Annotated in this window: 18 protein-coding genes and 1 riboswitch; of the genes, 10 read left to right on the top strand and 8 right to left on the bottom strand. The window is 51.7% G+C overall.

The genetic code is table 11. From position 1 onward, the window contains the following. The first annotated feature begins 13 nt into the window (after positions 1–13). The 5 genes from tkt (at position 14) to DXY38_RS02930 (ending at position 9,209) form a co-directional block, all read left to right on the top strand. Positions 14–2,023, top strand: a complete 2,010-nt coding sequence (tkt, locus tag DXY38_RS02950) for a transketolase (protein ID WP_115070406.1) — start codon at positions 14–16, stop codon at positions 2,021–2,023. Positions 2,024–2,183: 160 nt separating this feature from the next. After that, entirely contained in the window at positions 2,184–3,845 is a 1,662-nt protein-coding gene (locus DXY38_RS02945; protein ID WP_136988018.1) for a DUF6311 domain-containing protein, read from the top strand. Further along, entirely contained in the window at positions 3,817–4,797 is a 981-nt protein-coding gene (locus DXY38_RS02940; RefSeq protein WP_198410369.1) for a glycosyltransferase family 2 protein, read from the top strand. Before DXY38_RS02945 ends, DXY38_RS02940 begins: the two co-directional genes overlap by 29 nt. Before the next feature lie 109 nt (positions 4,798–4,906). Then, the gene (locus tag DXY38_RS02935) at positions 4,907–6,286 is read left to right on the top strand and encodes a hypothetical protein (protein WP_206749673.1); all 1,380 of its coding nucleotides are present in this window, start codon (positions 4,907–4,909) and stop codon (positions 6,284–6,286) included. Between the two features lie 598 nt (positions 6,287–6,884). Beyond that, a complete protein-coding gene (locus tag DXY38_RS02930) occupies positions 6,885–9,209 on the top strand; it encodes a hypothetical protein (RefSeq protein WP_136988016.1) in 2,325 nt (774 codons plus the stop codon). A 178-nt stretch (positions 9,210–9,387) separates the two neighbouring features. Here DXY38_RS02930 and DXY38_RS02925 read toward each other — a convergent pair whose 3' ends face one another. The 7 genes from DXY38_RS02925 to ruvB all read right to left on the bottom strand — a co-directional run bounded on the left by DXY38_RS02925 (position 9,388) and on the right by ruvB (position 15,854). Then, positions 9,388–10,302, bottom strand: coding sequence for a glycosyltransferase family 2 protein (locus tag DXY38_RS02925; protein ID WP_115070402.1), 915 nt, complete (start codon positions 10,300–10,302; stop codon positions 9,388–9,390). A 39-nt stretch (positions 10,303–10,341) separates the two neighbouring features. Further along, the gene (gene thiC, locus DXY38_RS02920; RefSeq protein ID WP_115070401.1) at positions 10,342–11,745 is read right to left on the bottom strand and encodes a phosphomethylpyrimidine synthase ThiC; all 1,404 of its coding nucleotides are present in this window, start codon (positions 11,743–11,745) and stop codon (positions 10,342–10,344) included. Positions 11,746–11,790: 45 nt separating this feature from the next. Then, positions 11,791–11,897, bottom strand: a riboswitch (TPP riboswitch). A 41-nt stretch (positions 11,898–11,938) separates the two neighbouring features. Continuing rightward, positions 11,939–12,565, bottom strand: coding sequence for a HEAT repeat domain-containing protein (locus DXY38_RS02915; protein ID WP_006853866.1), 627 nt, complete (start codon positions 12,563–12,565; stop codon positions 11,939–11,941). A 1-nt stretch (position 12,566) separates the two neighbouring features. Continuing rightward, positions 12,567–12,797 carry a DUF3188 domain-containing protein gene (locus DXY38_RS02910; protein WP_115070400.1) on the bottom strand — a complete coding sequence of 77 codons (231 nt, stop codon included), beginning with the start codon at positions 12,795–12,797 and terminating at the stop codon, positions 12,567–12,569. Further along, complete coding sequence (locus DXY38_RS02905; RefSeq protein ID WP_115070399.1) at positions 12,794–13,972, bottom strand: amidohydrolase; 1,179 nt, start codon at positions 13,970–13,972, stop codon at positions 12,794–12,796. The genes DXY38_RS02910 and DXY38_RS02905 overlap by 4 nt, the downstream gene beginning before the upstream one ends. Next, a complete protein-coding gene (locus DXY38_RS02900; RefSeq protein ID WP_006853869.1) occupies positions 13,969–14,778 on the bottom strand; it encodes a tetratricopeptide repeat protein in 810 nt (269 codons plus the stop codon). The genes DXY38_RS02905 and DXY38_RS02900 overlap by 4 nt, the downstream gene beginning before the upstream one ends. After that, positions 14,775–15,854, bottom strand: a complete 1,080-nt coding sequence (gene ruvB / locus DXY38_RS02895) for a Holliday junction branch migration DNA helicase RuvB (protein WP_115070398.1) — start codon at positions 15,852–15,854, stop codon at positions 14,775–14,777. The genes DXY38_RS02900 and ruvB overlap by 4 nt, the downstream gene beginning before the upstream one ends. Before the next feature lie 64 nt (positions 15,855–15,918). Here ruvB and smpB point away from each other — a divergent pair, with 64 nt between their 5' ends. Then, positions 15,919–16,413: an SsrA-binding protein SmpB gene (smpB, locus tag DXY38_RS02890; RefSeq protein ID WP_006853871.1), complete on the top strand. Its 495-nt coding sequence runs from the start codon at positions 15,919–15,921 to the stop codon at positions 16,411–16,413. Between the two features lie 59 nt (positions 16,414–16,472). On the opposite strand, the gene DXY38_RS02885 is transcribed toward smpB, so the two are convergent. Then, complete coding sequence (locus DXY38_RS02885) at positions 16,473–18,467, bottom strand: phosphotransferase (RefSeq protein ID WP_115070397.1); 1,995 nt, start codon at positions 18,465–18,467, stop codon at positions 16,473–16,475. A 97-nt stretch (positions 18,468–18,564) separates the two neighbouring features. On the opposite strand from DXY38_RS02885, the gene egtB reads away from it, so the two are divergent. From egtB to DXY38_RS02865, 4 genes are read left to right on the top strand one after another with little or no spacing between them, the layout of a single operon-like run. Further along, positions 18,565–19,833, top strand: a complete 1,269-nt coding sequence (egtB, locus tag DXY38_RS02880) for an ergothioneine biosynthesis protein EgtB (protein WP_170952834.1) — start codon at positions 18,565–18,567, stop codon at positions 19,831–19,833. Next, entirely contained in the window at positions 19,830–20,822 is a 993-nt protein-coding gene (egtD, locus tag DXY38_RS02875; protein WP_115070396.1) for an L-histidine N(alpha)-methyltransferase, read from the top strand. The genes egtB and egtD overlap by 4 nt, the downstream gene beginning before the upstream one ends. A 27-nt stretch (positions 20,823–20,849) precedes the next feature. Beyond that, complete coding sequence (locus DXY38_RS02870) at positions 20,850–21,083, top strand: hercynine metabolism small protein (RefSeq protein ID WP_006853875.1); 234 nt, start codon at positions 20,850–20,852, stop codon at positions 21,081–21,083. Next, on the top strand, positions 21,080–21,565 hold the full coding sequence (locus DXY38_RS02865) for a hercynine metabolism protein (protein ID WP_115070395.1): 486 nt from the start codon (positions 21,080–21,082) through the stop codon (positions 21,563–21,565). Before DXY38_RS02870 ends, DXY38_RS02865 begins: the two co-directional genes overlap by 4 nt. The last annotated feature ends 37 nt before the right edge of the window (positions 21,566–21,602 follow it).

The following is a 21,602-nucleotide window of genomic DNA, read 5'->3' as shown; positions in this document are numbered from 1 at the left end:
TTCTCTTCACTCCATGGCCGCCGCAACCGCTTCTCTCGACACGCTCTGCGTCAACAGCATCCGCATGCTGGCCGTTGATGCCGTCAACAAATCCAATAGCGGTCACCCCGGTTTGCCCATGGGCTGCGCACCAATGGGGTACGCCTTGTGGGACAAATTTCTGAAGCACAACCCCAAAAACCCCAAGTGGTTCAACCGCGATCGGTTTGTGCTGTCAGCAGGCCATGGCTGCATGCTGCAATACGCCCTCCTGCACCTCACCGGCTACGACTCGGTGACCATCGAGGACATCAAACAGTTCCGTCAATGGGGCTCAAAAACACCAGGCCACCCGGAAACCTTCGAGACTCCAGGGATTGAAGTCACCACCGGCCCCCTTGGAGCAGGAATCTCGAACGCCGTGGGTCTGGCCATCGCCGAATCACACCTGGGCGCCAAATTCAACAAGGCTGACGCCAAAGTTGTTGATCACTTCACCTACGTGATCATGGGTGATGGTTGCAATCAGGAAGGCGTGGCTTCAGAAGCAGCCTCCCTGGCCGGCCACCTCAAGTTGGGCAAATTGATTGCCCTCTACGACGACAATCACATCACAATCGACGGACGCACCGATGTGTCTTTCACCGAGGACGTTCTCAAGCGCTACGAGGCCTACGGCTGGCACGTGCAACACGTGGCCGACGGCGACACCGACGTGAACGCCATTGCCAAGGCCATTGAAGCGGCAAAAGCCGTGACCAATAAACCTTCGATCATCAAGGTGACCACCACCATCGGCTACGGCTCACCCAACAAGAGTGATACAGCTGGTGTCCATGGCGCCCCTCTTGGAGAAGAGGAAGCGGAGCTCACGCGCAAACAGCTGGGCTGGACCCATGGGCCCTTCGAAATTCCTCAAGAGGCCTACAACCAATACCGCCAAGCGGTAGAGCGTGGCGCATCACAAGAGGCCGAGTGGAATCAAGCCTTGGCGGCCTACCGCAGTAAGTACCCCACAGAAGCAGCTGAATTTGAGCGGATGCTGCGCGGTGAGCTCCCCCAGGGTTGGGGCAAGAACCTGCCCACCTACACCGCAGACGACAAAGGTCTGGCCACCCGCAAGCATTCCCAGATTTGCCTCGGAGCCCTTGGAGCCACAATCCCCGAACTTATTGGTGGATCAGCTGACCTCACCCACTCCAACTACACAGACATCGCCGGAGAAACAGGTTCTTATCAGCCCGAAAGCCCTGAAAAGCGCTACCTCCACTTCGGTGTGCGCGAGCATGCAATGGCAGCTGTCCTCAATGGCATCGCCTATCACAACAGCGGCCTGATCCCCTACGGCGGCACCTTCCTGGTGTTTGCCGATTACATGCGTGGCTCCATGCGCTTGTCAGCCCTGAGCATGCTGGGGGTGATTTACGTGCTCACCCACGATTCCATCGGTGTGGGAGAAGACGGCCCAACCCACCAACCCATCGAAACCATCCCCTCACTCCGTGCCATGCCAGGGATGCTGGTGTTCCGTCCTGGTGATGGCAACGAAACCAGTGGGGCCTACAAAGTTGCGATCGAGAATCGCAACCGCCCCAGCGCCATGTGCCTCAGCCGCCAAGGAATGGCCAACCAGGCCAACTCCTCCATCGACAAGGTGGCTTTAGGTGGCTATGTCCTTGAAGACTGTGCAGGCACACCCGATCTGATCCTGATCGGAACGGGTACCGAGCTGGACCTTTGCGTCCAAGCAGCCAAACAGTTGACATCAGAAGGCAAAAAAGTACGCGTCGTCTCCATGCCTTGTGTCGAGCTCTTCGATGAGCAAAGCGATGCCTACAAAGAAGAAGTTCTTCCGAACGCCGTGCGCAAGCGCATCGTTGTAGAAGCGGCAGAAACATTCGGCTGGCACCGTTTTATTGGCCTCGACGGTGACAGCATCACCATGAATCGTTTCGGCGCCTCCGCTCCTGGCGGCACCTGCATGGAGAAGTTCGGCTTCACTGTAGAGAATGTAGTAACGAAGTCAAAAGCTCTGATGGGCTGATCTCAAGCAAGGAATCAACAGCACAAACGAGCAAGACGCAAGAGCAGAAGATTGCTATCCTCACTTCTTAACTCAGAGGGGATAGCTTTTTGCTGGTCAACAAAGAAACTCGTAAAACGTACTAGAGCAAATCAAACAAATTTTTAGTCGAGAGACAGGGGTGAAGACATTTGTTCATTTAACAGCTATTTCTATTCTGATATTCATATGGTTTTACATGTGGAGGAAATGCTACAACCCTCTTGAAACTGCATGCTTTACAGGTTTTGGGGGAGGAGATCATCACCAACATTTTTATAGCTGGCTAGCGTACAGTGAAAATGGAAGCTTGTTGCCTCCAAAATTTGACCAATGGACTTGGCCAATAGAAACCCCATTAATCTATGGCGATTCAATACCGATACTTTCAATCATTCTGAAACCAATAGCAAGTATAACGCATAATTCTTTCCAATATTTTAGCATTGCTAGCTTTATAAATTTACTAATAGTTTACATTTGCTCCATTAGGATTGGTGAAAAGTTCCGAATCAACACCTTTGGAGTTGTAGCACTTGGATTTGCATTAAGTCTTAGCCCAATAGCCCTACAGCGTCTGAATGGTCACGAAGCGCTAGCAATGCAATCAGCAATTATCATTCCGATAATGTTTTTAGCAACCAGAATCAAAAACATTCTGGCTTGGGGCCTTGCATTATTTATCCCCTTTGGAGTGCATGCATACTATGTGCCAATAGTTATTGGGCTAGCAGCTTTTAACCTAATCACCATAGAGACCGGATCCTCAGCCAAAGTAAGATTAAAAGAAATAACTAAACACGTTTCAGTGTATACCATAGTTTCAATAGCAGCTCTTTATATATTCGGATATCTCCCGACCAATGCAAAGGTTGCAACTGAAGGACCATTCTGGAGCTCAAATGTAAATTCTATAATAAATCCTGGACAATATTCCTATTTATTCCCAGAACAAGCAACGATCAAGCCCTACCAGTGGGAAGGATATAGCTATATAGGAAGCAGCGCGATCGCTGCACTGTTGGCCTTAGTTATCTTTAGATTGGTATATAATAAGCTTCAAATTGGAGATAATATCAAAACGCCTTCAATATTCCCGAAGCCAATATTATATCTTATATTCATGATAGTACTATGGGTTGTCTCGCTAGGCAGACCAATTTATTACAACATATTTGAGATCTCCGATGCAAATTTAGCGGTTAGCTCCATGGGCTCAGTTGCTTACACTTTCAGATCTATCGGCAGATTCATATGGCCCGTAGGTTATAGCATAATTATTTGGGTATTCTGTTCACTATTTAATAACAGCCGCTATGGCAAAAAAGCCTTAAGCTTTATCGCTATATTCCTAATCATTCTTACATTTGAGACAAGCTTCAAAGCAATTGAATCGGTTCATTCCACGATGTATAGCAGGGGTGCATCTAGCCTTAAGCATCACGCCAATGCAGATCCGAAGCTCGTGAATTTAATATTTACTCACAAATGTCTCATCAATGCTAGCCAAAATCCAAACATCAGAATAACACAATTACCACAATATTTTATCCAATCAATAAATCCACAGATTAAAACGAACTATTTTCCATCACTTGCCAGAACGCCAAAAGATTTAACTAATTTTTTAGAAGAAAAGCCATGCACAATAGTCGAAAACAGTATAGGATTAATTAACACTGATCCTTATTCTATTTTGTTTATCATGAGAGATGAAGACAAAATGTGTAGCAAATATGCTTTGCAGAAAATCTACGAGTTTGATGACGAAAAGCATGGAATCTACAAAATCAGTGAGGTATAAAATGAATACAAGAATCGATCTCCTCGTACCATGCTTTAACGAAGAAGAATGCTTGCCAAGATTATTCGATAGATTACGCCAAGTATGCTCTGAAATTAAAGGTATAAGCTGGAAAGTCATTATTGTGAATGATGGAAGCAGTGACAATACGCTTAGAATATCAAAGGATCAGTTAAGACTAAACGGCCACTGGTGCGAAGGAATAGTTATCAATTTTTCCAGAAACTTTGGGAAAGAAGCAGCACTTATTGCTGGCTTAGACCAGTGCAATAACGATGCTTGTATCATAATGGATGCAGATCTACAGGATCCACCAGAATTACTTCCTGAGTTAATACAAAACTGGCAAGATGGATATAAAGTTGTAAGTGCAGCCCGAAAATCTCGCACTAACGATGGATACCTAAAAAGAATCACAGCGAAAAATTTTTATAAATTTTTTCAGGCTACTTCAAAATTAGAGATATCACAAAATGCAAGTGACTTTCGATTACTAGACAGACAGGTCATTGAGGCAATTCGCCAATGTAGAGAATCCATTCGTTTCAGTAAGGGGTTTTTTGCATGGGCTGGATTTAAACAGATAACCGTGTATTTTAAGCGACCAGAAAGAGAGGCAGGTACAACGAAGTGGGGGGGATGGAAACTATGGAATTATGCATTGGATGGGATCTTTAATTACTCCACATCACCACTGAGAATATGGACATATTTAGGGCTAACAATCACAACAATCTCATTTTTATTAGCTATAAAAACTGTATTTTCTGCCTTAATCGGTGGCGTGAATGTGCCAGGCTACGCCTCCATCTTTACAGCAGTAACATTTTTGGGTGGGGTGCAATTAATTGGGATTGGAATTCTTGGCGAATATCTTGGACGAGCTTATGTTGAAAGCAAGCGAAGGCCCATTTACATTATTGAATCAATGCAAGTATTTGAAGACAAATAAGTAGATGATGCAAAAAACTTGGATCAGGCTTTCCTTAATACCATCAGCAATACTAATTCTCATACAGTCAATTCCATGGCCTCAAAACTGGGATGACGTTCATCGTGCATTGAATGGGATCAATAATAATCATAAATTAATGGAATATGGTGCCTACCAGGCGAAACAAATGATGAAGCTTGTTATTCATGATCCAATCCTAACGCTAACTAACCGGTTTGATTTTCTCCATCCATGGCTTTCTGGATTGATTGAGACTAGTTTAATAATTGGCACAATCTTGTTAATAGTTAATACACTTCTAAGTAAGAATCAAAAGGCAACGGCAATTTTACTAGTCCTATGCTTTAATTTGCTTATTGGAGTTCAATCCACAACGTTTCTTCCGCCTTCGGCTTATCCAATAGGATTTAGCGCTTGTTTCTTTATAATCGTCTTAGGAAATATTTGGTTTGACACGTTCCAGTTATGGAAGTTCAAGCAACAGATTATTTTAAGTAAGAGTAGAAAGCTGAGAAAAGCAACTTGCCTCTTTATTTCCTTGGCGATAGGGATCGCAGAACAAGTTGCATTTTTATTCTATGCCTGCAACTTTTTTCAATCAATCCTCTTATGGTTTGGATTGCTACTTTCAAATTTGATTGATCAAAAAAGGGCACTGAGCCCAGGCATACTTAAAGATAGTTTTATCTCTGGACTCCGTTATATTCCGTTTATAGCAATTTCGCTAGTATGGCGTCTTAACCATAATACTGGAAGTGCAGAAGCGCTCAGTAAAGAGCTTAAGCCGATTCATCTACTTGCTAACTCCTTCAGATGGGCCTTAGGAGGAACAAGCTTAGGCGGTCTAAGTGGCATGCAACCGATGTATAAATTGCCAACTGAAATGCCAATTGTCATTATATTGATTTCCATGTGTTATGGACTTTTATGCTATGCAATGATGGTTATGTCCTCAAAGCAAAAAATCTCGGCTGAATTAGATTTAAGACTTACAAAAAACATTCCAAGCTATTTTGTACTTGTGATGGGTCCTGCCATGCTTCTGGCATGGTGTACACCAGTTTTGAGTGATCGTTACTACCAAGAATTAGGAAATAATTCATCTCAAACGTATGTTGCGAGTAGATTTGCTGGTATTGGACTGATTTTAGTTATTAGTTGGATTGCTACGCAATTAGCAAAATTCACAAAGGTAAAGTCATGGATGGCATTATCGATTGCAATGTTATTAGGAATATTGATTAGCACACAGAATGTATATTCTATCTATAGGAATTGGGGAAGAACATACCTTGCCAAACATTCTGTTTGTATTGGAACTGATCAATGGGATGATTCCTATCTTCCGAAAGACGTATTTGAAAGCCATGTAAACACGAGAAATTGGATTCCATCATTCCCAGCGAATGCTTTAGGAAAAAGCCTAGAGGAGAAACGAGAGATCACAAAAAATAGATTTCGAGAAAATGTATTCCCTCACTGTTAGGAATATTGTAAATTTTCAGATTACCATAAAAAGGAAGACTTTTAACACCACGCAATGTGCTAATTGTTTTCGCTTAATAATTGCAAGCTTATACCAGCCGAGCCTAATGTAGTTAGTCCAGCGCTACATCTCACCGGCACAATCAAAGGAATTGTCTATATTTATATATAGTTTATTAATCTGTGAACGATGGGCCTCAACATCGAGGCAAGCACGCATAGATCAACATATTAATCGTAATAGAGATCATTGAAAACGGAGACGGTTACCAAATAAATTCACTATGCTATGTCGATAATTTACAAAGAGACACATGCAAATCGTGAATAGTAATGATATAAGAGTGATTAACTTTGGCAAGCAAGACAAACTCATAACTCTACGACTTGCCCGACTCATTAAGAGTAGGATCAATCCATAAGTTTCTATCATTCAAAAGGAGGCCTAAAGATGGCACAATGCAAAGACAACCCATCACTGTGCTGGCTGTAGAGCAGTTAGATTGACGATGATAAATCGAGCATATGCATAGACTTGATTACACGACCTGAAAGCATTTCAAAACTGTCTTGTTCCTATCAAAAGCGATCAAGCTGGATTGAGAAAAGCTAATATTCAAATACGCAAAAATCAGATGACAAACATAAGTCCAATACATCAAAGTAAAACAGACCGCCTGATGGTGGTTCTACTAATAATATTTGTAAGCCTGATACTGATAAGCTCCTTCGCCAATCCAGGGCCCATCTACCGCTCTGATGAGGTTCATTACGCCGCAAAGGCAGCTCACCTTGCAGGACAAAATAATCTTCTCTCAAGTTCATGGCATGCTGGCTATTCACTTTCACTTGTACCAATCTTCAAACTCTTTGGCATACAACAAGCCACTTGGATTGCAGTCGTACTTTTCAATCTTAGTTTACTTCTTGGATCCATAGGCTTCTGGTTTTCTACACTACAATATTTTGGAATCAGCAAAACTAGGGCTTTATTTCTCAGCATCTCGTCTCTCGTTTGCTTCAGCGTATGGGGATTTACTGCTTGGATGTTTGTCAATCCATGGATGCAACTAATCATCGCCATGATAAGCCGTTGGCTTCTGATAAAACACCATTATCGGAAACTCTTTGCGATCACGATCACATCTGCTTTCGCTTATTGGGTTCATCCAACAGGATTATTGATCGCGGTATGTGCATGGCTTATTGTTATCGCTGATCTTGCAGCCAACAAAGAAAAGCCACAACTGAGATCACTGTTAATAACAATACTTGGGATCGTAGTGACTGGATTACTTGTCCTCCTATATCAAGAACTTCACAGCAAGATCAATATCAGCATGGGAGGCGATGGAGGCCACTATGGCAAGCAGATTAGCAAATATCTGCTTGCATTTAGACAAGATACTCTTCAAACAATCGCCGAGGTAAGCGCGTCAATACTGAATGGAATTGCAAACATGAGCATTGCCACATATGGTTATGGCATAATATTTTTGACCAGATTAACAGTATTTAAGCAAATAAGCATATGCCAGACCAGAAAAAACCTTTTAAAAGTTTCTGCCTTTATCCTTATCACGACAATAGCGTTGCTGTTATTTAGCTCGCTGCTTGCAATTGATAAAGTTGGAAATTATCAGTTCATGCTGCATCAGAGATACTTCGCTCCAATGATTCAAGCACTCTGGATCCTTGGTCTAAGCCAATGTGTACATCATGAAAATCGAAGAAATTTGCCACTCCGACTTTCCCTCGCACTGAGCCCTGTCCTTGGAGCCATAATCGTCGGAACTGTGTTTGTGGATTATGACAACCGCTTCAGCATCATCGATGCGATGAGCTCAAGCTCAAGCCTTTTTTCTAATGCTTTGAAGAGTGAACATGAAGCTCTTACTGGCTTAGCAATTGGAAGCCTATTGATCATCGCGGTACAGATCATGGCATGGAATCCAAAACTCATAATAGCTGGATTCATCTCCAGTATTGCAGGCTGGACAATGAACCAAACGCGCGCAAATATACTCTCAGAGGGCTCAGGTCGACCAGCATTAATTGATGAGATTAAGGAAATCAGCAAAACAAATAGAGTCTGTCTTGCTGCCATCCGCACACGTCTTATCTCTTCAGAATCAAATTATTTATATGAACTCTATCTCTCCTCTTCAGACATCCAAAGAGTTCTCCACAATCGCGAAACATATCAAGACTATAATCACTTTTTTAATCTAGATGTCCATCGCTGTGAATATATCATTGCCCCCCTAGATCTGCACCTCACGATGAATAGAAACGACCTCGAACCGATCAATACCAAACTTGATCGATGTAAATTAAAACGTATGGATGATCGCTATGGATGGGGCCTCTACCAATGCTCTATTCGTACTGAACCAATCCAACAATTAAGTCCAGAAGACTTCATCCTCACCAGTACAGGAAACAAGATTCGAGCGCTACCTCTGGGACTTAAACCACTCCGCATCTTTAGCAACCAAGCATTGAACCGTGAAAACAAACGAATCGATTATGGAGAATTGAGCAACACAAGGGGAAGTATCAAGATCATGCCTTGTGAATCAATACAAAGCCAGTCTTTAAAGACTAAGTGCAATCAACACAAAGAGATCATAATCTCAAAATCATCTAATTCCCTCTTGTTTTGGGGACTCTATATCAACAATCTTGAGCCAGGAAATTACCAGCTTGTAGCAAGTGAGCTCAAAGTCTATGGAGGCAATGTCACAATCGAAATTGTCGACGAAAACTTCCTTCAAACCAACAAACAATCCTTTGAGCCTTTAGCTATCAATACCCCGATCCCATTCCAAGTTAGTAGTGGCCAAAAGAGGATCGAGATCAGAATAATGGCGACAGAGAGAGCAAGATTTAGTTTGCCCTCATATTTTATTATCACAAACTAACTAGTTTTTGCCAATGATCTGGCATTTAGAATATTCACCTATTCATAGGCGGCTCAATCTCTCCTGAAAAGAAGAATCTATCAATCTCATCCCTGCGTCAAGATGCAATGCTTCAATCAATCCTGTCCATATCTAGTAGGCATTTCGACACATCATAAGCGACAATAGAACCGGCACGCTATCTACTTGCTATTGATAGATAATGCAAATACCGCTGCTCATACTTTAAGTTTGAAATCTCTTTCAAAATCAGTCCCGAGAAAAACAAAACAATCGAAACCGAAACAAAGACTGTAGAGATCACCAAAGTTGGAATTTTAGTGACCAAGCCAGTAGTCAAATATTCTGCATAAGGGATGAGGAAGAGCACCGCGGCAACAGAAGCCGAGGCCAGGCTAATAGGCAAATACAGCCGAAGTGGGAATTCACGATGCAATAAGCGCAAAGCAAAGATTAAAATCTTCCAACTATCCACATATGTTGATAATTTACTCTCTGAATTTACTCTTGCTCTGACTTTTGTAGGAAAATCTGCAACAGGCAAACGCATTCTAGCTGCATAAATAGTCAACTCTGCTTCAATCTCAAATTCCGCACTCACCAACGGAAATGTTTTCACAAGACGACGAGAAAAAATCCTCAGACCAGAGAAAACGTCGCGAGTTTGAACGCCAAAAACAACACGGAAAAACGACGTGAAGAAAACATTCCCGAAGCCATGTCCCCTACGGAAATAGGATGTTCCCAGCCCTGTAAACCGATCACCAGTCATGAGATCAAATCGATCTCTTCGACAGCATTCAATCGCCTTAGGCAAGAATGAAAGGTCATACGTATTATCTCCATCCACCATCACAAATAAATTTGCTTCAACGTCTCGCAATAAACGACGAACTGCATTTCCTTTCCCCTTTGCTTTCTCATACAAAACAACAGCACCAGCCGCACGAGCCACCTCAGCTGTGCGATCTAGAGAATGATTATCACAAACATAAATGCTGGATTCAGGGAATAAATCCTGAAGCTCAGTCACAACCAAGCCAATAGATTCCTGCTCATTAAAACAAGGAATTACAAAGGCAACTTCTTTCATTTAATCCCTCAATCAATTAAGTTTTAACCTGCCTTTGTCTCAGGATTGCTTCTGTTGCTTCACGCCAGCCAATTCACCAGCACCACCTTTCGCCTTAATAACCTCTTCCAAACCAGCAAGATCTTCATCCGTGATCTTGGTCTGCATTGGGCAGTGCTTGGGACCACACATCGAGCAGAACTCGGCCTGCTTGTAGATGTCAGCCGGCAGAGTTTCATCGTGATATTCCTTCGCCCGCTCTGGATCTAAAGACAACTCAAACTGCTTGTTCCAATCAAAGTTATAACGAGCCTTACTCAGCTCATCATCACGATCACGAGCACCAGGACGATGACGGGCGATATCAGCAGCGTGGGCTGCAATTTTGTAAGCAATCAGCCCCTCGCGCACATCCTCAGCATTGGGAAGACCAAGGTGCTCCTTAGGCGTCACATAGCAAAGCATCGCTGTGCCATGCCAACCGGCCATCGCCGCACCAATCGCTGAGGTGATGTGGTCATAGCCAGGGGCGATATCTGTGACCAACGGGCCGAGCACATAGAAAGGCGCCTCATTGCACTCTTCCATCTGCTTTTTCACGTTGAACTCAATTTGATCAAGGGGCACATGGCCTGGACCCTCCACCATCACCTGCACGTCATGCTTCCAAGCCCGGCGGGTGAGCTCTCCCAGCGTTTTCAGTTCAGCCAGCTGGGCCGCATCGGAGGCATCGTGCTGGCAACCAGGGCGGAGTGAATCTCCTAGGGAGAAAGTGCAGTCGTAGCGCTTAAAAATCTCGCAAATATCGTCAAAGCGCGTGAATAAAGGATTCTGGCGGTGGTGATACAACATCCACTGGGCCAAAATTCCGCCGCCTCGGCTCACAATTCCGGTCAGGCGTCCCTTCACTTTGGGGAGATGCTCGATCAACAGGCCAGCATGAATCGTTTGGTAATCAACGCCCTGTTGGCAATGCTTTTCGATGATGTGCAGAAAGTCATCTTCATCGAGTTTCTCGATCGAGCCATGCACACTTTCCAAGGCCTGATACACAGGCACCGTGCCAATCGGAACGGGTGATGCGCCAATGATCGCCGTACGCACTTCATCCAGATTCACGCCACCGGTGGACAGATCCATCACGGTGTCAGCGCCATATTTCACGGCCAACTTCAGCTTGTTCACCTCCTCTGCTGCATCCGATGCATTCGGAGAGGCACCAATGTTGGCGTTCACCTTGCATTTGCTGGCAATGCCGATCGCCATCGGCTCCAGATTGGTGTGATTCACATTGGCGGGAATAATCATCCGACCCCGCGCCACCTCTTCCATCACGAGGGATTCCGGAAGGTTCTCGATCGTGGCCACATAGGCCATCTCTTCCGTCACCACACCCTTACGGGCGTAATGCATCTGAGACACATTGGCCTGGCCCTTGCGAGCGGAAACCCATTCAGTACGCATGTCCTTGGCAGCAGCGGAATTGCCAGGAGCCGACTTAACAGCCGAAGATCACATCATTCACTTCCCTGCGCCGGCATGACCCGGATCAAGTTCAGAGGGTGTGATCTCAGCCCCAGCGATCAAAAAAAGCCAGGGCACCCCTAGTGGTCTTTGAAAGCTAGCAACGCATTTCAGGTCTGACCCACTTCTGGTTTCAGGGCTGCAAGCCATTCAGGGCAGCAGCCACCACACGGTGATCATCGTCCTGCTGCAACGGCTGAAGCAGCGCTCTCGCTTCGGAACCGTTGGCATCTCCGGCCTGCTCACGCACCACCCGAGCCAAAATTTCCGCCCCGCTCACCCGCACGGTTCCGTCGGCGTCTGCGATCGCTTGCCTGCCGAGATCCAGCAGCCAAGAGGGGTTGATTCCAGGTTGCTCAGCCAAAGCAGAAAGAATGCTGCAGCGCACCAGCCAAGCGCCATCCTTGGCGAAGCTGTCGCGCAACAGGGGCCAGGCCCGCTCCACCCCATAGCTCGCCAAGGCATTCGCCGCTTCAGCCCGCACGTTGGGATCGTCATCAGCCAGCAGCAAGCGGCTCAGCACCTGCCAGCCCTGTTCATTGCGCCGATAACCCAGGCCACTGCAGCTCAAAGAGCGCACTAAAAACGCCTGTTGCTCACTTCCGAGGATCAACAGGGGGATCACAACACTGTCGTTATCGGAATCGGGAAGCGCTCGCAGCTTGGCGAGGGCTGGCATCGCTTGCACTGGATCACCCGAGGCGATCGCTGCACGCAACTCCTCAGGGTTGGGTGCGGTCTGTTCAGGGGTGCTAGCCATCTCAATCCTCCTGAGAACGGGTGGTGCGCAAGGCGATCAACAACTGATGGCGGCGATGACGACGGCCCACCACTGCATGGATCACCAAACCAGATCCCACAAGAATGGCAGTGAGAGCTTGCCAGCGGTCGGGACCTTCTCGCTGCAGCATCGCCGACACTCCAAGCAGCACCATCAATGGCGCCGCCAGTGACAACACGGTGTGGATCCTTGTCCTGGATTGACGGCTCATGGTGTGGGAGTCCAAGCCAACATCGCAGCGGTCAACACCTGCACCCCCACGCCGAGGGCCCGCTCTTCAGGGTTGAAATGACCGTTATGAAGCGGTGCACATCCATCAGGACCCGCCACCCCCAGGCGAAACATGCTGCCGGGAACGTCCCGCAATAGTTCGGCAAAATCCTCAGCGCCGAGGGAAGGCTGTTCCAGGCGTTGCACATGCTCTGCCCCCAGTTGTTCAACGGCACTGCGCTCTAGCAAGGCGGTGAGGGCGGGGTCGTTGCGCACAGGGGGTGCAATACAGCGGTAGCGAACCTGAGCAGTGGCGCCAAAGCTCCCGCAAATGCCTTGCACCGTCTCCTCAATCCAGGCCGGTAAGCGTTCATGGAGATCCGCACACAGGCAGCGAACCGTGCCGAGGAGGGTGACCCGATCGGCGATCACGTTGAAGGCTTTGCCCCCCTCGATTTTCCCAAAACTGACCACCACTGGATTGAGGGCATCCAAGCGACGACTGATCGCCTCCTGCAATCCCGTCACCACCCGGGCTGCAATCCAAATCGCATCGAGGGATTGATGGGGCCTCGCTCCATGACCGCCTTCACCGATCACCTCAATTTCCAGTTCTCCCGCAGCCGCCGTCAAGCTGCCGCTGCGCACCCCGATCGTGCCCACCGGCAAGGTGGGAAACACATGCACGCCGAACAGGGCACTGAGCCCAGCGGTGGCACCATCAGCACGCATCCAGCGAGCCCCTTGGGCAAGCTCCTCAGCAGGCTGGAACAACAGGCGCATCCCCACTGGCAATGACAACTCCTGCGCCAACAAACGCGCAACTCCCAGGCCAATACAGCTGTGGATGTCATGACCGCAGGCGTGCATGACTCCCTGCTGCAAGGAGGCATAGGGCAAACCCGTGCGCTCCTCCACCGGCAGAGCGTCCATGTCCACGCGCAAGCCCAGCTGCGGACCGCTCTGCGGACCAAGCTCCGCCAGCACACCGGTGCGCCCCACCCCTTCACGAACACGCCAGCCGCACTGACGCAACTCCCCTGAAATCAGGGCCGCGGTCTGATGCTCTTCCCCACTCAATTCCGGATGGGAATGCAGATGGCGTCGCAACTCGATCAACGCGGGCAAGATCGCCTCAAGCCGGGCTTTAAGGAGAGGATTGGTGGTGGTGGTCATGGACTTTCCAAAGCCAGAAAACGCTGTAAATCAGCAACAGGTCGTGGAGGCCAACGACGCACCTCTAGCAACCAATCGGCTTCTCGATAACTCGGATCTAAGCCGGAAGCCGCGGCCCAGTTGCTTTCAGCCTCCCCCTTAGAGCCCCGGATCCAAAGAAGAGCACTCAAGCCAGCCCGCGCATCCGCAAACATTGGATAACGACGGATCAAGTTGCGCATCTCCCGCTCAGCCTCGTCAAAGGCTTCAAGTTGGTAGAGGGCCAACGCCCTGCTGGAGCGCGCCATGGCAAAACCGGGACGGGCCTCAGCAGCGCGCCCATACAGGGTTTCAGCGGATTCCCAATCGCCCTCGGAGCCGCGCACATTACCGAGGTTGTAGAGCGCAGAAGCATCTTGAGGATCCCGCTTCAAAATCCAGTTGTAATCCTGCTCGGCGTCCGTCCAGTGCTGCAAGGCCTCCTCAGCGGTGCCTCGATTGAGATGGGGGTCGGATTCTTCTGGTGCGAGCGCAATGGCCTTGGTTTGATCGGCGATCGCCCCCTCGGTGTCACCTAAAACAAGACGAACATTGCCGCGGTTGCTCCAGGCAGCCGCATCCTCTGGAGCCAGCTCCAGCACCCGATCCCATCCCTCAAGGGCCTGTTGCGGGTCGCCCTGACGGCTGAAACGCAGGGCCTGTTCAAACAATTCCCGGTGCTGATCCTTCGGAAGCGATTCAGCCAGAACCGGATCGGCCCCCAGGAACAGCACAACCCCGAAGGCAACCAACAACAAGGACAAACAACGCTTGAGATCGATGCTCATGCCGCATCTCCCTCGTCCGCCGGCCAGCCCAGATGGCCTCGGCCAGCGGCGGTGACCACCCGTCCACGGGGGGTGCGCTGAAGAAATCCGAGCTGAAGCAAATAGGGCTCCACCACGGCCTCCAGGGTGGTGGGATCCTCGCCAAGCGCCGCGGCCAAGGTGTCGAGACCGACGGGGCCGCCTCCATGGGACTGCAGCAACAACTCCAAAAGGCGACGGTCACTGGCATCAAGGCCCCGGCCATCCACACGATGCAGGGTGAGCGCTTCATCCACCAACTGCACATCGATGCAACCAGACACCTCCCGCACACAGGCCACATCCCGCACCCGGCGCAACAGACGATTCGCAATCCGGGGGGTGCCCCGACAACGGCGGGCAATCTCGGCACAAGCCTCAGGAGAAAGCTGCAAAGACAACAGACCAGCCGCTCGCATCACAATCGCTTGAAGATCCTCTTGTCCGTAGAACTCCAGTCGCTGAATCAGTCCAAAGCGATCACGCAGGGGAGAGCTCAGCGCGCCGGCCCGGGTGGTGGCGCCCACCAGCGTGAAGGGCGGCAACTCCAGGGCTCGCGTTCGCGCCGTACTGCCTTTGCCAACGGTGAGATCAAGGCGTCGGTCTTCCATCGCTGGATAGAGGAGCTCCTCGGCAACGCGGGTGAGCCGATGAATTTCGTCGATGAACAACACCTCCCTTGGCTGCAGGTTCACGAGCAGGCCAACAATGTCGCGGGGGCGCTCTAAGGCCGGAGCGCTGGTGATCCGGCAGGTGACCCCCAATTCTTCCGCCAAGACCATCGCCATGGTGGTTTTGCCCAAGCCGGGAGGGCCATACAGCAACACGTGATCGAGGGCCTCCGCCCGACCCATCGCGGCCTGAATGGCAATTCCCAGCACTTGCTTGAGTTCGCGCTGACCGATGTAATCGTCGAGTCGACGCGGCCTGAGACCGTCTTCCTTCGTGGCGCTTAACTCGGCCGAATCATCCTGTTGACGCGCTGCATCAACCACCCGCGACGGCTTCGGTCGGGGAGCTCCCTTGGAGGATCCAGCGTTAGAAGAAACAATCGCCATGGTCGCAGGGTACCGATAGCTGGATAAGGTCGGGAGACCGATCGGCCGTGGGGCCTGACGCGAGATGGGCAAGGGAGGCGGCAAAAAGAGTGCAGCGGCAAGAGCAGCGGCCAATCGCCTGCTGGCCGACAATCGGCTGGCCAGACACCAGTACGAAATCCTCGAAACCCTAGAAACGGGAATCGAACTTCTGGGGACCGAAGTGAAGTCGGTGCGCGCTGGACAAGCCAATCTGCGCGATGGCTTCTGCCTGATTAGACGCGGCGAACTGCACCTCCACAACGTTCATATCTCCCCGCACACCCACGCCAGCCGCTATTTCAATCACGACCCACTCCGGGTGAGACGCCTGCTCGCCCATCGCCGCGAAATCGACAAATTGCGGGGTCAGCTCGAACAAAAAGGACTCGCCCTGATCCCACTCAACCTCCGCCTGCAGGGATCATGGATCAAGGTGACCATCGGCTTGGGGAAGGGGCGCAAGCTGCATGACAAACGGGCCGCTGCCAAAGATAAGCAGGTCAAGAAGGAAACACGGGAGGCCATCGCCCGCTACTGACCCTTCAGCCCTTCTGGCTCAGCGGAGGGCTCTTGGACCGCTTGCTCTTGGGAAGATGGCTATTGGGAAACCTTCTCCTTCACGCCAGCTGGCTTCGGCCCAGGGGGTTCTGGCAGAGCCTCCACCGGTCCCTGCGCTCCAGTCGCCGGATCGGCAATCGGATTGATATCCACCCTTGGCAGCGGTTTCGACACGGCTCTCGGTGCAGGGGTCGGAGTCGGCAGATCAGCGCGACAGGACAAGGTCAACAGGCCGGATGCAACCCCTTCATTCGTCACGAGCACCTGCACAGGTGTGCCCACATCAGCCTCCAGCGTGACCACTCGCAAAGGGCCCCGTTCTGCCGCGACAGAGCCGTCAGCGGCATAGACGGTCATCTGCATCAACGGTGTTCCGTTAATGCCGAGCACCAACCGACGATTGGCCGGCACCTGAATGGAAATCAGGCGCGCGCTATCGGCTGGGACCCTACTGGACAGCACGGTGGCCATCTCGGCCCCTGCCTTCACCTTTTCAATCTTGACCTCCTCCAGACTGCGCAAGGCAGCGGCGTACCAAAGCTGCCGGAAGGGTTCTGGTGGCTTGGTACCCGTGGCTACACCCGGCAACAGGGTGTTGGCCGCCACGGAGACCAGCTGCTCCACCACCCTGTCATTCACCCCTTGCGCTACGAGGGCCTGACGTTGGGTCTGCCAATCTTTTGGATCGAGTTTCCCCAGGCGACGCCGCAGCCCTGGAGGCAGCTGCTCCACCCTTGCCAACCACTCGTTGGCCAACTCATTCCAAACCTGGCGAAGGGGAGCATCCTCGAGGGAATCACTGGGCAAGCGACCGCTCCGCTCCGGAAAACGGGCCAACAGGCTGGCATCCACAAGCTCCAAGAACCAGCTGCGGTCCACTTGCAACGCTCTCAATCGACTCAGCAGTTGTTGACGCTGATCCACTTCTGCCGGCGGCAAGCTGGCCGTCGGCGAGCGGCCCACCACATCACGCTCGGTGGAGGGGACGCCAGACGGGGCGTTGCCCCGGCTGAGGAGGAACCAACCGATGGCCGTGCCCACCACCGCTGACATCAACAGGGCGATCACCACGGGCCATAGCCGTCCTTCCGCCGCCATTTGGCGCTCATCGGCGCGCTGACGCCGGCGAGGCTCAGGAGACGAGGGGCCAACAGCCTGCGGCTCCACGGCAGGACGTTCAGGAGTGGGCAGGAGCACAGGCGCCAGCACAACCGTTCGATCCGAACTCGGCATGGGCCCCGTCGATTCCGGCATGGGAACCGCTTTCAAGGCCTGCAAGACCTCCGCGGCCTGCTCAAAACGGCGACCTGGCAGCTCGCTCAGCATCCGTTCCAACACGTCGCGGAAGCCCTCATGGAGTTCGAGGTCTGGGGGGCATGACCATTCACTGGCATCAGCGGGCAGCAAGGCCTCCGGGGCCCGTCCACTCAGCAGAGTCAGTGCGGTCACGCCAAGAGCATGAACATCCATCCAGGGAGCAGCCAGCTCGCCGCGGCCTTGTGCCCTCGGGGCATAACTAGCCGTTGCTCCTAGGAGCGGGGCGGTGCCGAGTTTTTGAAGCAGGCCAAAATCCAGCAACACTGGCAGCCCATCCTGATCCCGGCGAAGAAGGTTGCTGGGATTGATATCTCCATGGACCAGTCCTTTGCCATGGAGAACGCCTAACACTGGAAGAAGCTGACGCAACAGCAACAGCACTTCACCGCCACCGAACACCAGCTGACGCTCACGCCGCTGCTGCTGGATTTGGCCAAAGCTGGATCCTTCCTGCCACTCCCTCACCAGCCAGAGCGAATCCAATTCCTCCAGCAGTCCTCCGAAGCGTGGAATCAGCGGGTGAAGAACCGATTGCATGGCCGGCAAAAGCTGGCGAAAGCGGTCTTGCGCATCAGGATCCTGCAGCTGCCGCAGTGCCACTGGCGCATCTAAGGCCAACACATCCGTTCCACGCCAAAGCTGCCCCTGGGGTGCGGACGTGTTTGACGTCAGACATTGATCCAAGCGGTAGCGCTCAGACAGCAGCGTGCCGATCACAACGACATTGCCTAAATGGGCTGATGCTAGGGCGAGTTTTGGGAAAGCACCTGCAGCCTGGCCTCCCTAAGGTCACTATCTCGTGCATCAACCCGCCATGGACTCCGGCACGCTGATCCGCCGGCTGATGGACGTGCGTCGCACCAGCGAAGTGTTGATTGAGCCGCTTGAGGCCGAAGATCTCTGCCTCCAGGGCATGGCCGATGCGAGCCCCCCTAAATGGCATCTCGCACATACCACCTGGTTTTTCGAAACCTTTGTTCTGATCCCCCACTGCCCTGGGTACGAGGGGGCCGATCCCCGCTGGAACTACTTATTCAATTCCTATTACGAAGCGGTGGGCCCTCGGCAACCCAGACCGCAGAGGGGTTTACTCAGCCGGCCACCGATGAAAGAGGTGATCGCTTGGCGCCACAAAGTGGACCAGGCCCTGGAGGACCTGCTGCAAAGCAACGGCGACTCCCCTTCCCCCTGGCTGGAACTCGTGGAACTGGGCCTTCAGCACGAGCAACAGCATCAGGAGTTGATGTTGATGGATCTTCTCGATGCTTTCAGCCGTCAGCCCTTGGAACCGGCCTACCGAACGGATTGGCCGGAGCCCGAAGGCTCTTCTCCTAAGGGAACAACAAACAACGGGACAGCTCCCGTTTGGCTGCCCTGTGCAGGGGGCCTGGTGGAGATCGGCCAGGAGATCGAGCAAAACAGCACCCGCAAGGCCCACCCCTTTCATTTCGACAATGAGGAACCCCGTCATCGCGTTTGGCTCGAGCCCTATGCCCTAGCGGATCGCTTGGTGAGCAACGGCGAGTACAAGGCCTTTATCGCGGACGGCGGCTATGAACGCCCCGAACTCTGGATGAGTGAAGGCTGGGCCATCCGCTCAGAGCGGCAATGGCAAGCACCGCGCTATTGGCGCCAAGAGTGGGATGAACAGAAGCGTGCTCAACAACAGCGAGACCCGTCAGCCTGGGCCTGGGAATTCACCCTGGCAGGCCGCTGCCCGTTGGAGGCCCATCGCCCGGTACGCCATCTCAGCTGGTTTGAAGCCGATGCCTATGCACGCTGGGCTGGATCTCGCCTACCAACGGAGGCCGAGTGGGAAATGGGCGCCAAGGAGCAGGGGCCTCAGCTCAAGCAAAGTCATGCTGAACTTTGGCAATGGACAGCCAGTCCCTACCGGCCTTATCCCGGATTTCAGCCGGCCCAAGGAGCCGTTGGCGAGTACAACGGCAAGTTCATGACCTCCCAATTCGTGTTGCGAGGCAGCAGTCAGCTCACCCCTGATGGCCATGCCCGCAACACCTACCGCAACTTTTTTGCTCCCTCTAGCCGCTGGATGGCGGCTGGCCTGCGCTTGGCCCGATGACCACCACCTCTCAACAGACCCATTACACAACCGATCAAAAAACAGAACTGATCGACCTCCATCCGCCAGCAGCGGATATGGAAAAGCTCGTCAGGATCGGGCTCAACCGTTGTCCCCGCCAGCTGCCGGCCTGGTTTCTCTATGACGAGGAGGGGTCACGCCTGTTCGATCGCATCTGTGAGCAACCCGAATACAGCCTGACTCGCACCGAAATTGCCCTGCTCGAGTCGTCTGCCCCAGAGATTGCGGCCGCCATCGGCGAAGGGGTGATCGTGGAATTCGGTGCTGGCAGCGCCCAAAAAGTAGGCCCTCTTCTCGAGGCAGCCCATCCCGCCGCCTACGTGGCCCTGGACATCAGTGCCGAGCATCTACGCAAAGCCACCACAGCTCTGCAACAACGCCACCCAAGGGTGCCAATGCTGGGCATTTGCTGCGATCACAGCACGCTTTCATCCCTGCCTGAGCACCCATTGCTGCGAGAGCAACGGCGGATCGGCTTCTTCCCTGGCAGCTCGCTCGGCAATTTTGAACAGGACGATGCCGTGCGCGTGCTGCGCCAGTTCAAGCAGTTGCTGAATGGGGGACCTCTCCTTCTTGGTCTTGACCAACCCAAGAGCAAGGTCCGCCTCGAAGCGGCCTACAACGATGCCGCTGGGATCTCAGCCGCCTTTGCACGCAACTTGCTGCATCGCCTCAATGCCGATTTGGGAGCAAATTTTGACCCCCAAGCCTTTTCCTACCAAGCGGATTGGCAAGCCGAGCAACACCGCGTGCAGATGGCCTTGATCAGCCGCTGCGATCAAGTGGTCAGGATCGCCGGTGAGCGTTGGAGCTTCCAATGCGATGAACCCCTGATCACCGAATACAGCCTCAAGTACAGCCCTGAACGCGCTGTTGCGTTAGCGCAACGGGCCGGATGGCGCTGGCTGCGGCGCTGGCATGATCCAGAGGATGATCTCTCCTTGCATCTTTTAGAGCCCACAGACTGAGATCCAAACCTTCATCCCTGCTGAGCCATGAGTCGCGACGAGCAACGGGCCACCGTCCGCCTACAACGTGAAACCCTGATCGAAGAGCTGGAAACGGTCTACCGCAATGCCTTTGATCGCCTAGGCGCACTCGAGCTTGGCGAAGGATCGGTCGCCCGTCTCACCCAGCTGTTGCTGCGTTCACGGGAAGGGGCGATCAATCCGCTCGAGCAGGAGATCGAAGCTCCATTGATCACGCGCGCACCGGATCAAATCCCATGAGCCCCTCCTGGCTTGACAACCTCGAACGCAGCTTGGAAGAACGGCTTGAGCAGTTTTTGCGCAGCAATCCAAGCCAAGATCAACTCCTACGCGAACAACACCTGCAGGACCGCCAACGGGATCTTCACAACCGTCGCGGGCAACAGCAACTCCAAGCGAGAGAATTGCGCCGACAACTGCTCACGCTTGCGGAACAAGTACAAGCCTGGACACAGCGTGGAGAGAAAGCACGTAGGGCTGGCGCCCTTGAACTGGCGCAACGGGCGGATCAGCACGTTGTCGCCCTAATGCAGCAAGGTCGTGAACTCTGGGAAGAGTTGGAGGCGCTTGGCCTTCAATTCGCCGAACTCGAAGAGCAGCTCAACAGCCTGAAAACTCAGGAAAAGCAGTCAACATCTCGGCGAAGCCTTGATGAGGACTGGGCCCTCTTCGAAGCACAGCAAGAGCTCGAAGCACTGAGGCGCAACAAAGGGCTCAGCTAAGAGGGCCTCAGCTCATCGCAAGTGAGATCTCTCTCGA

The sequence above is a fragment of the Synechococcus sp. UW179B genome (assembly GCF_900474245.1).
Lineage (GTDB): Bacteria > Cyanobacteriota > Cyanobacteriia > PCC-6307 > Cyanobiaceae > Synechococcus_C.
The sequence above is the reverse complement of the archived record's forward strand: the minus strand, read 5'-3'. Positions and strand labels throughout refer to the sequence as shown.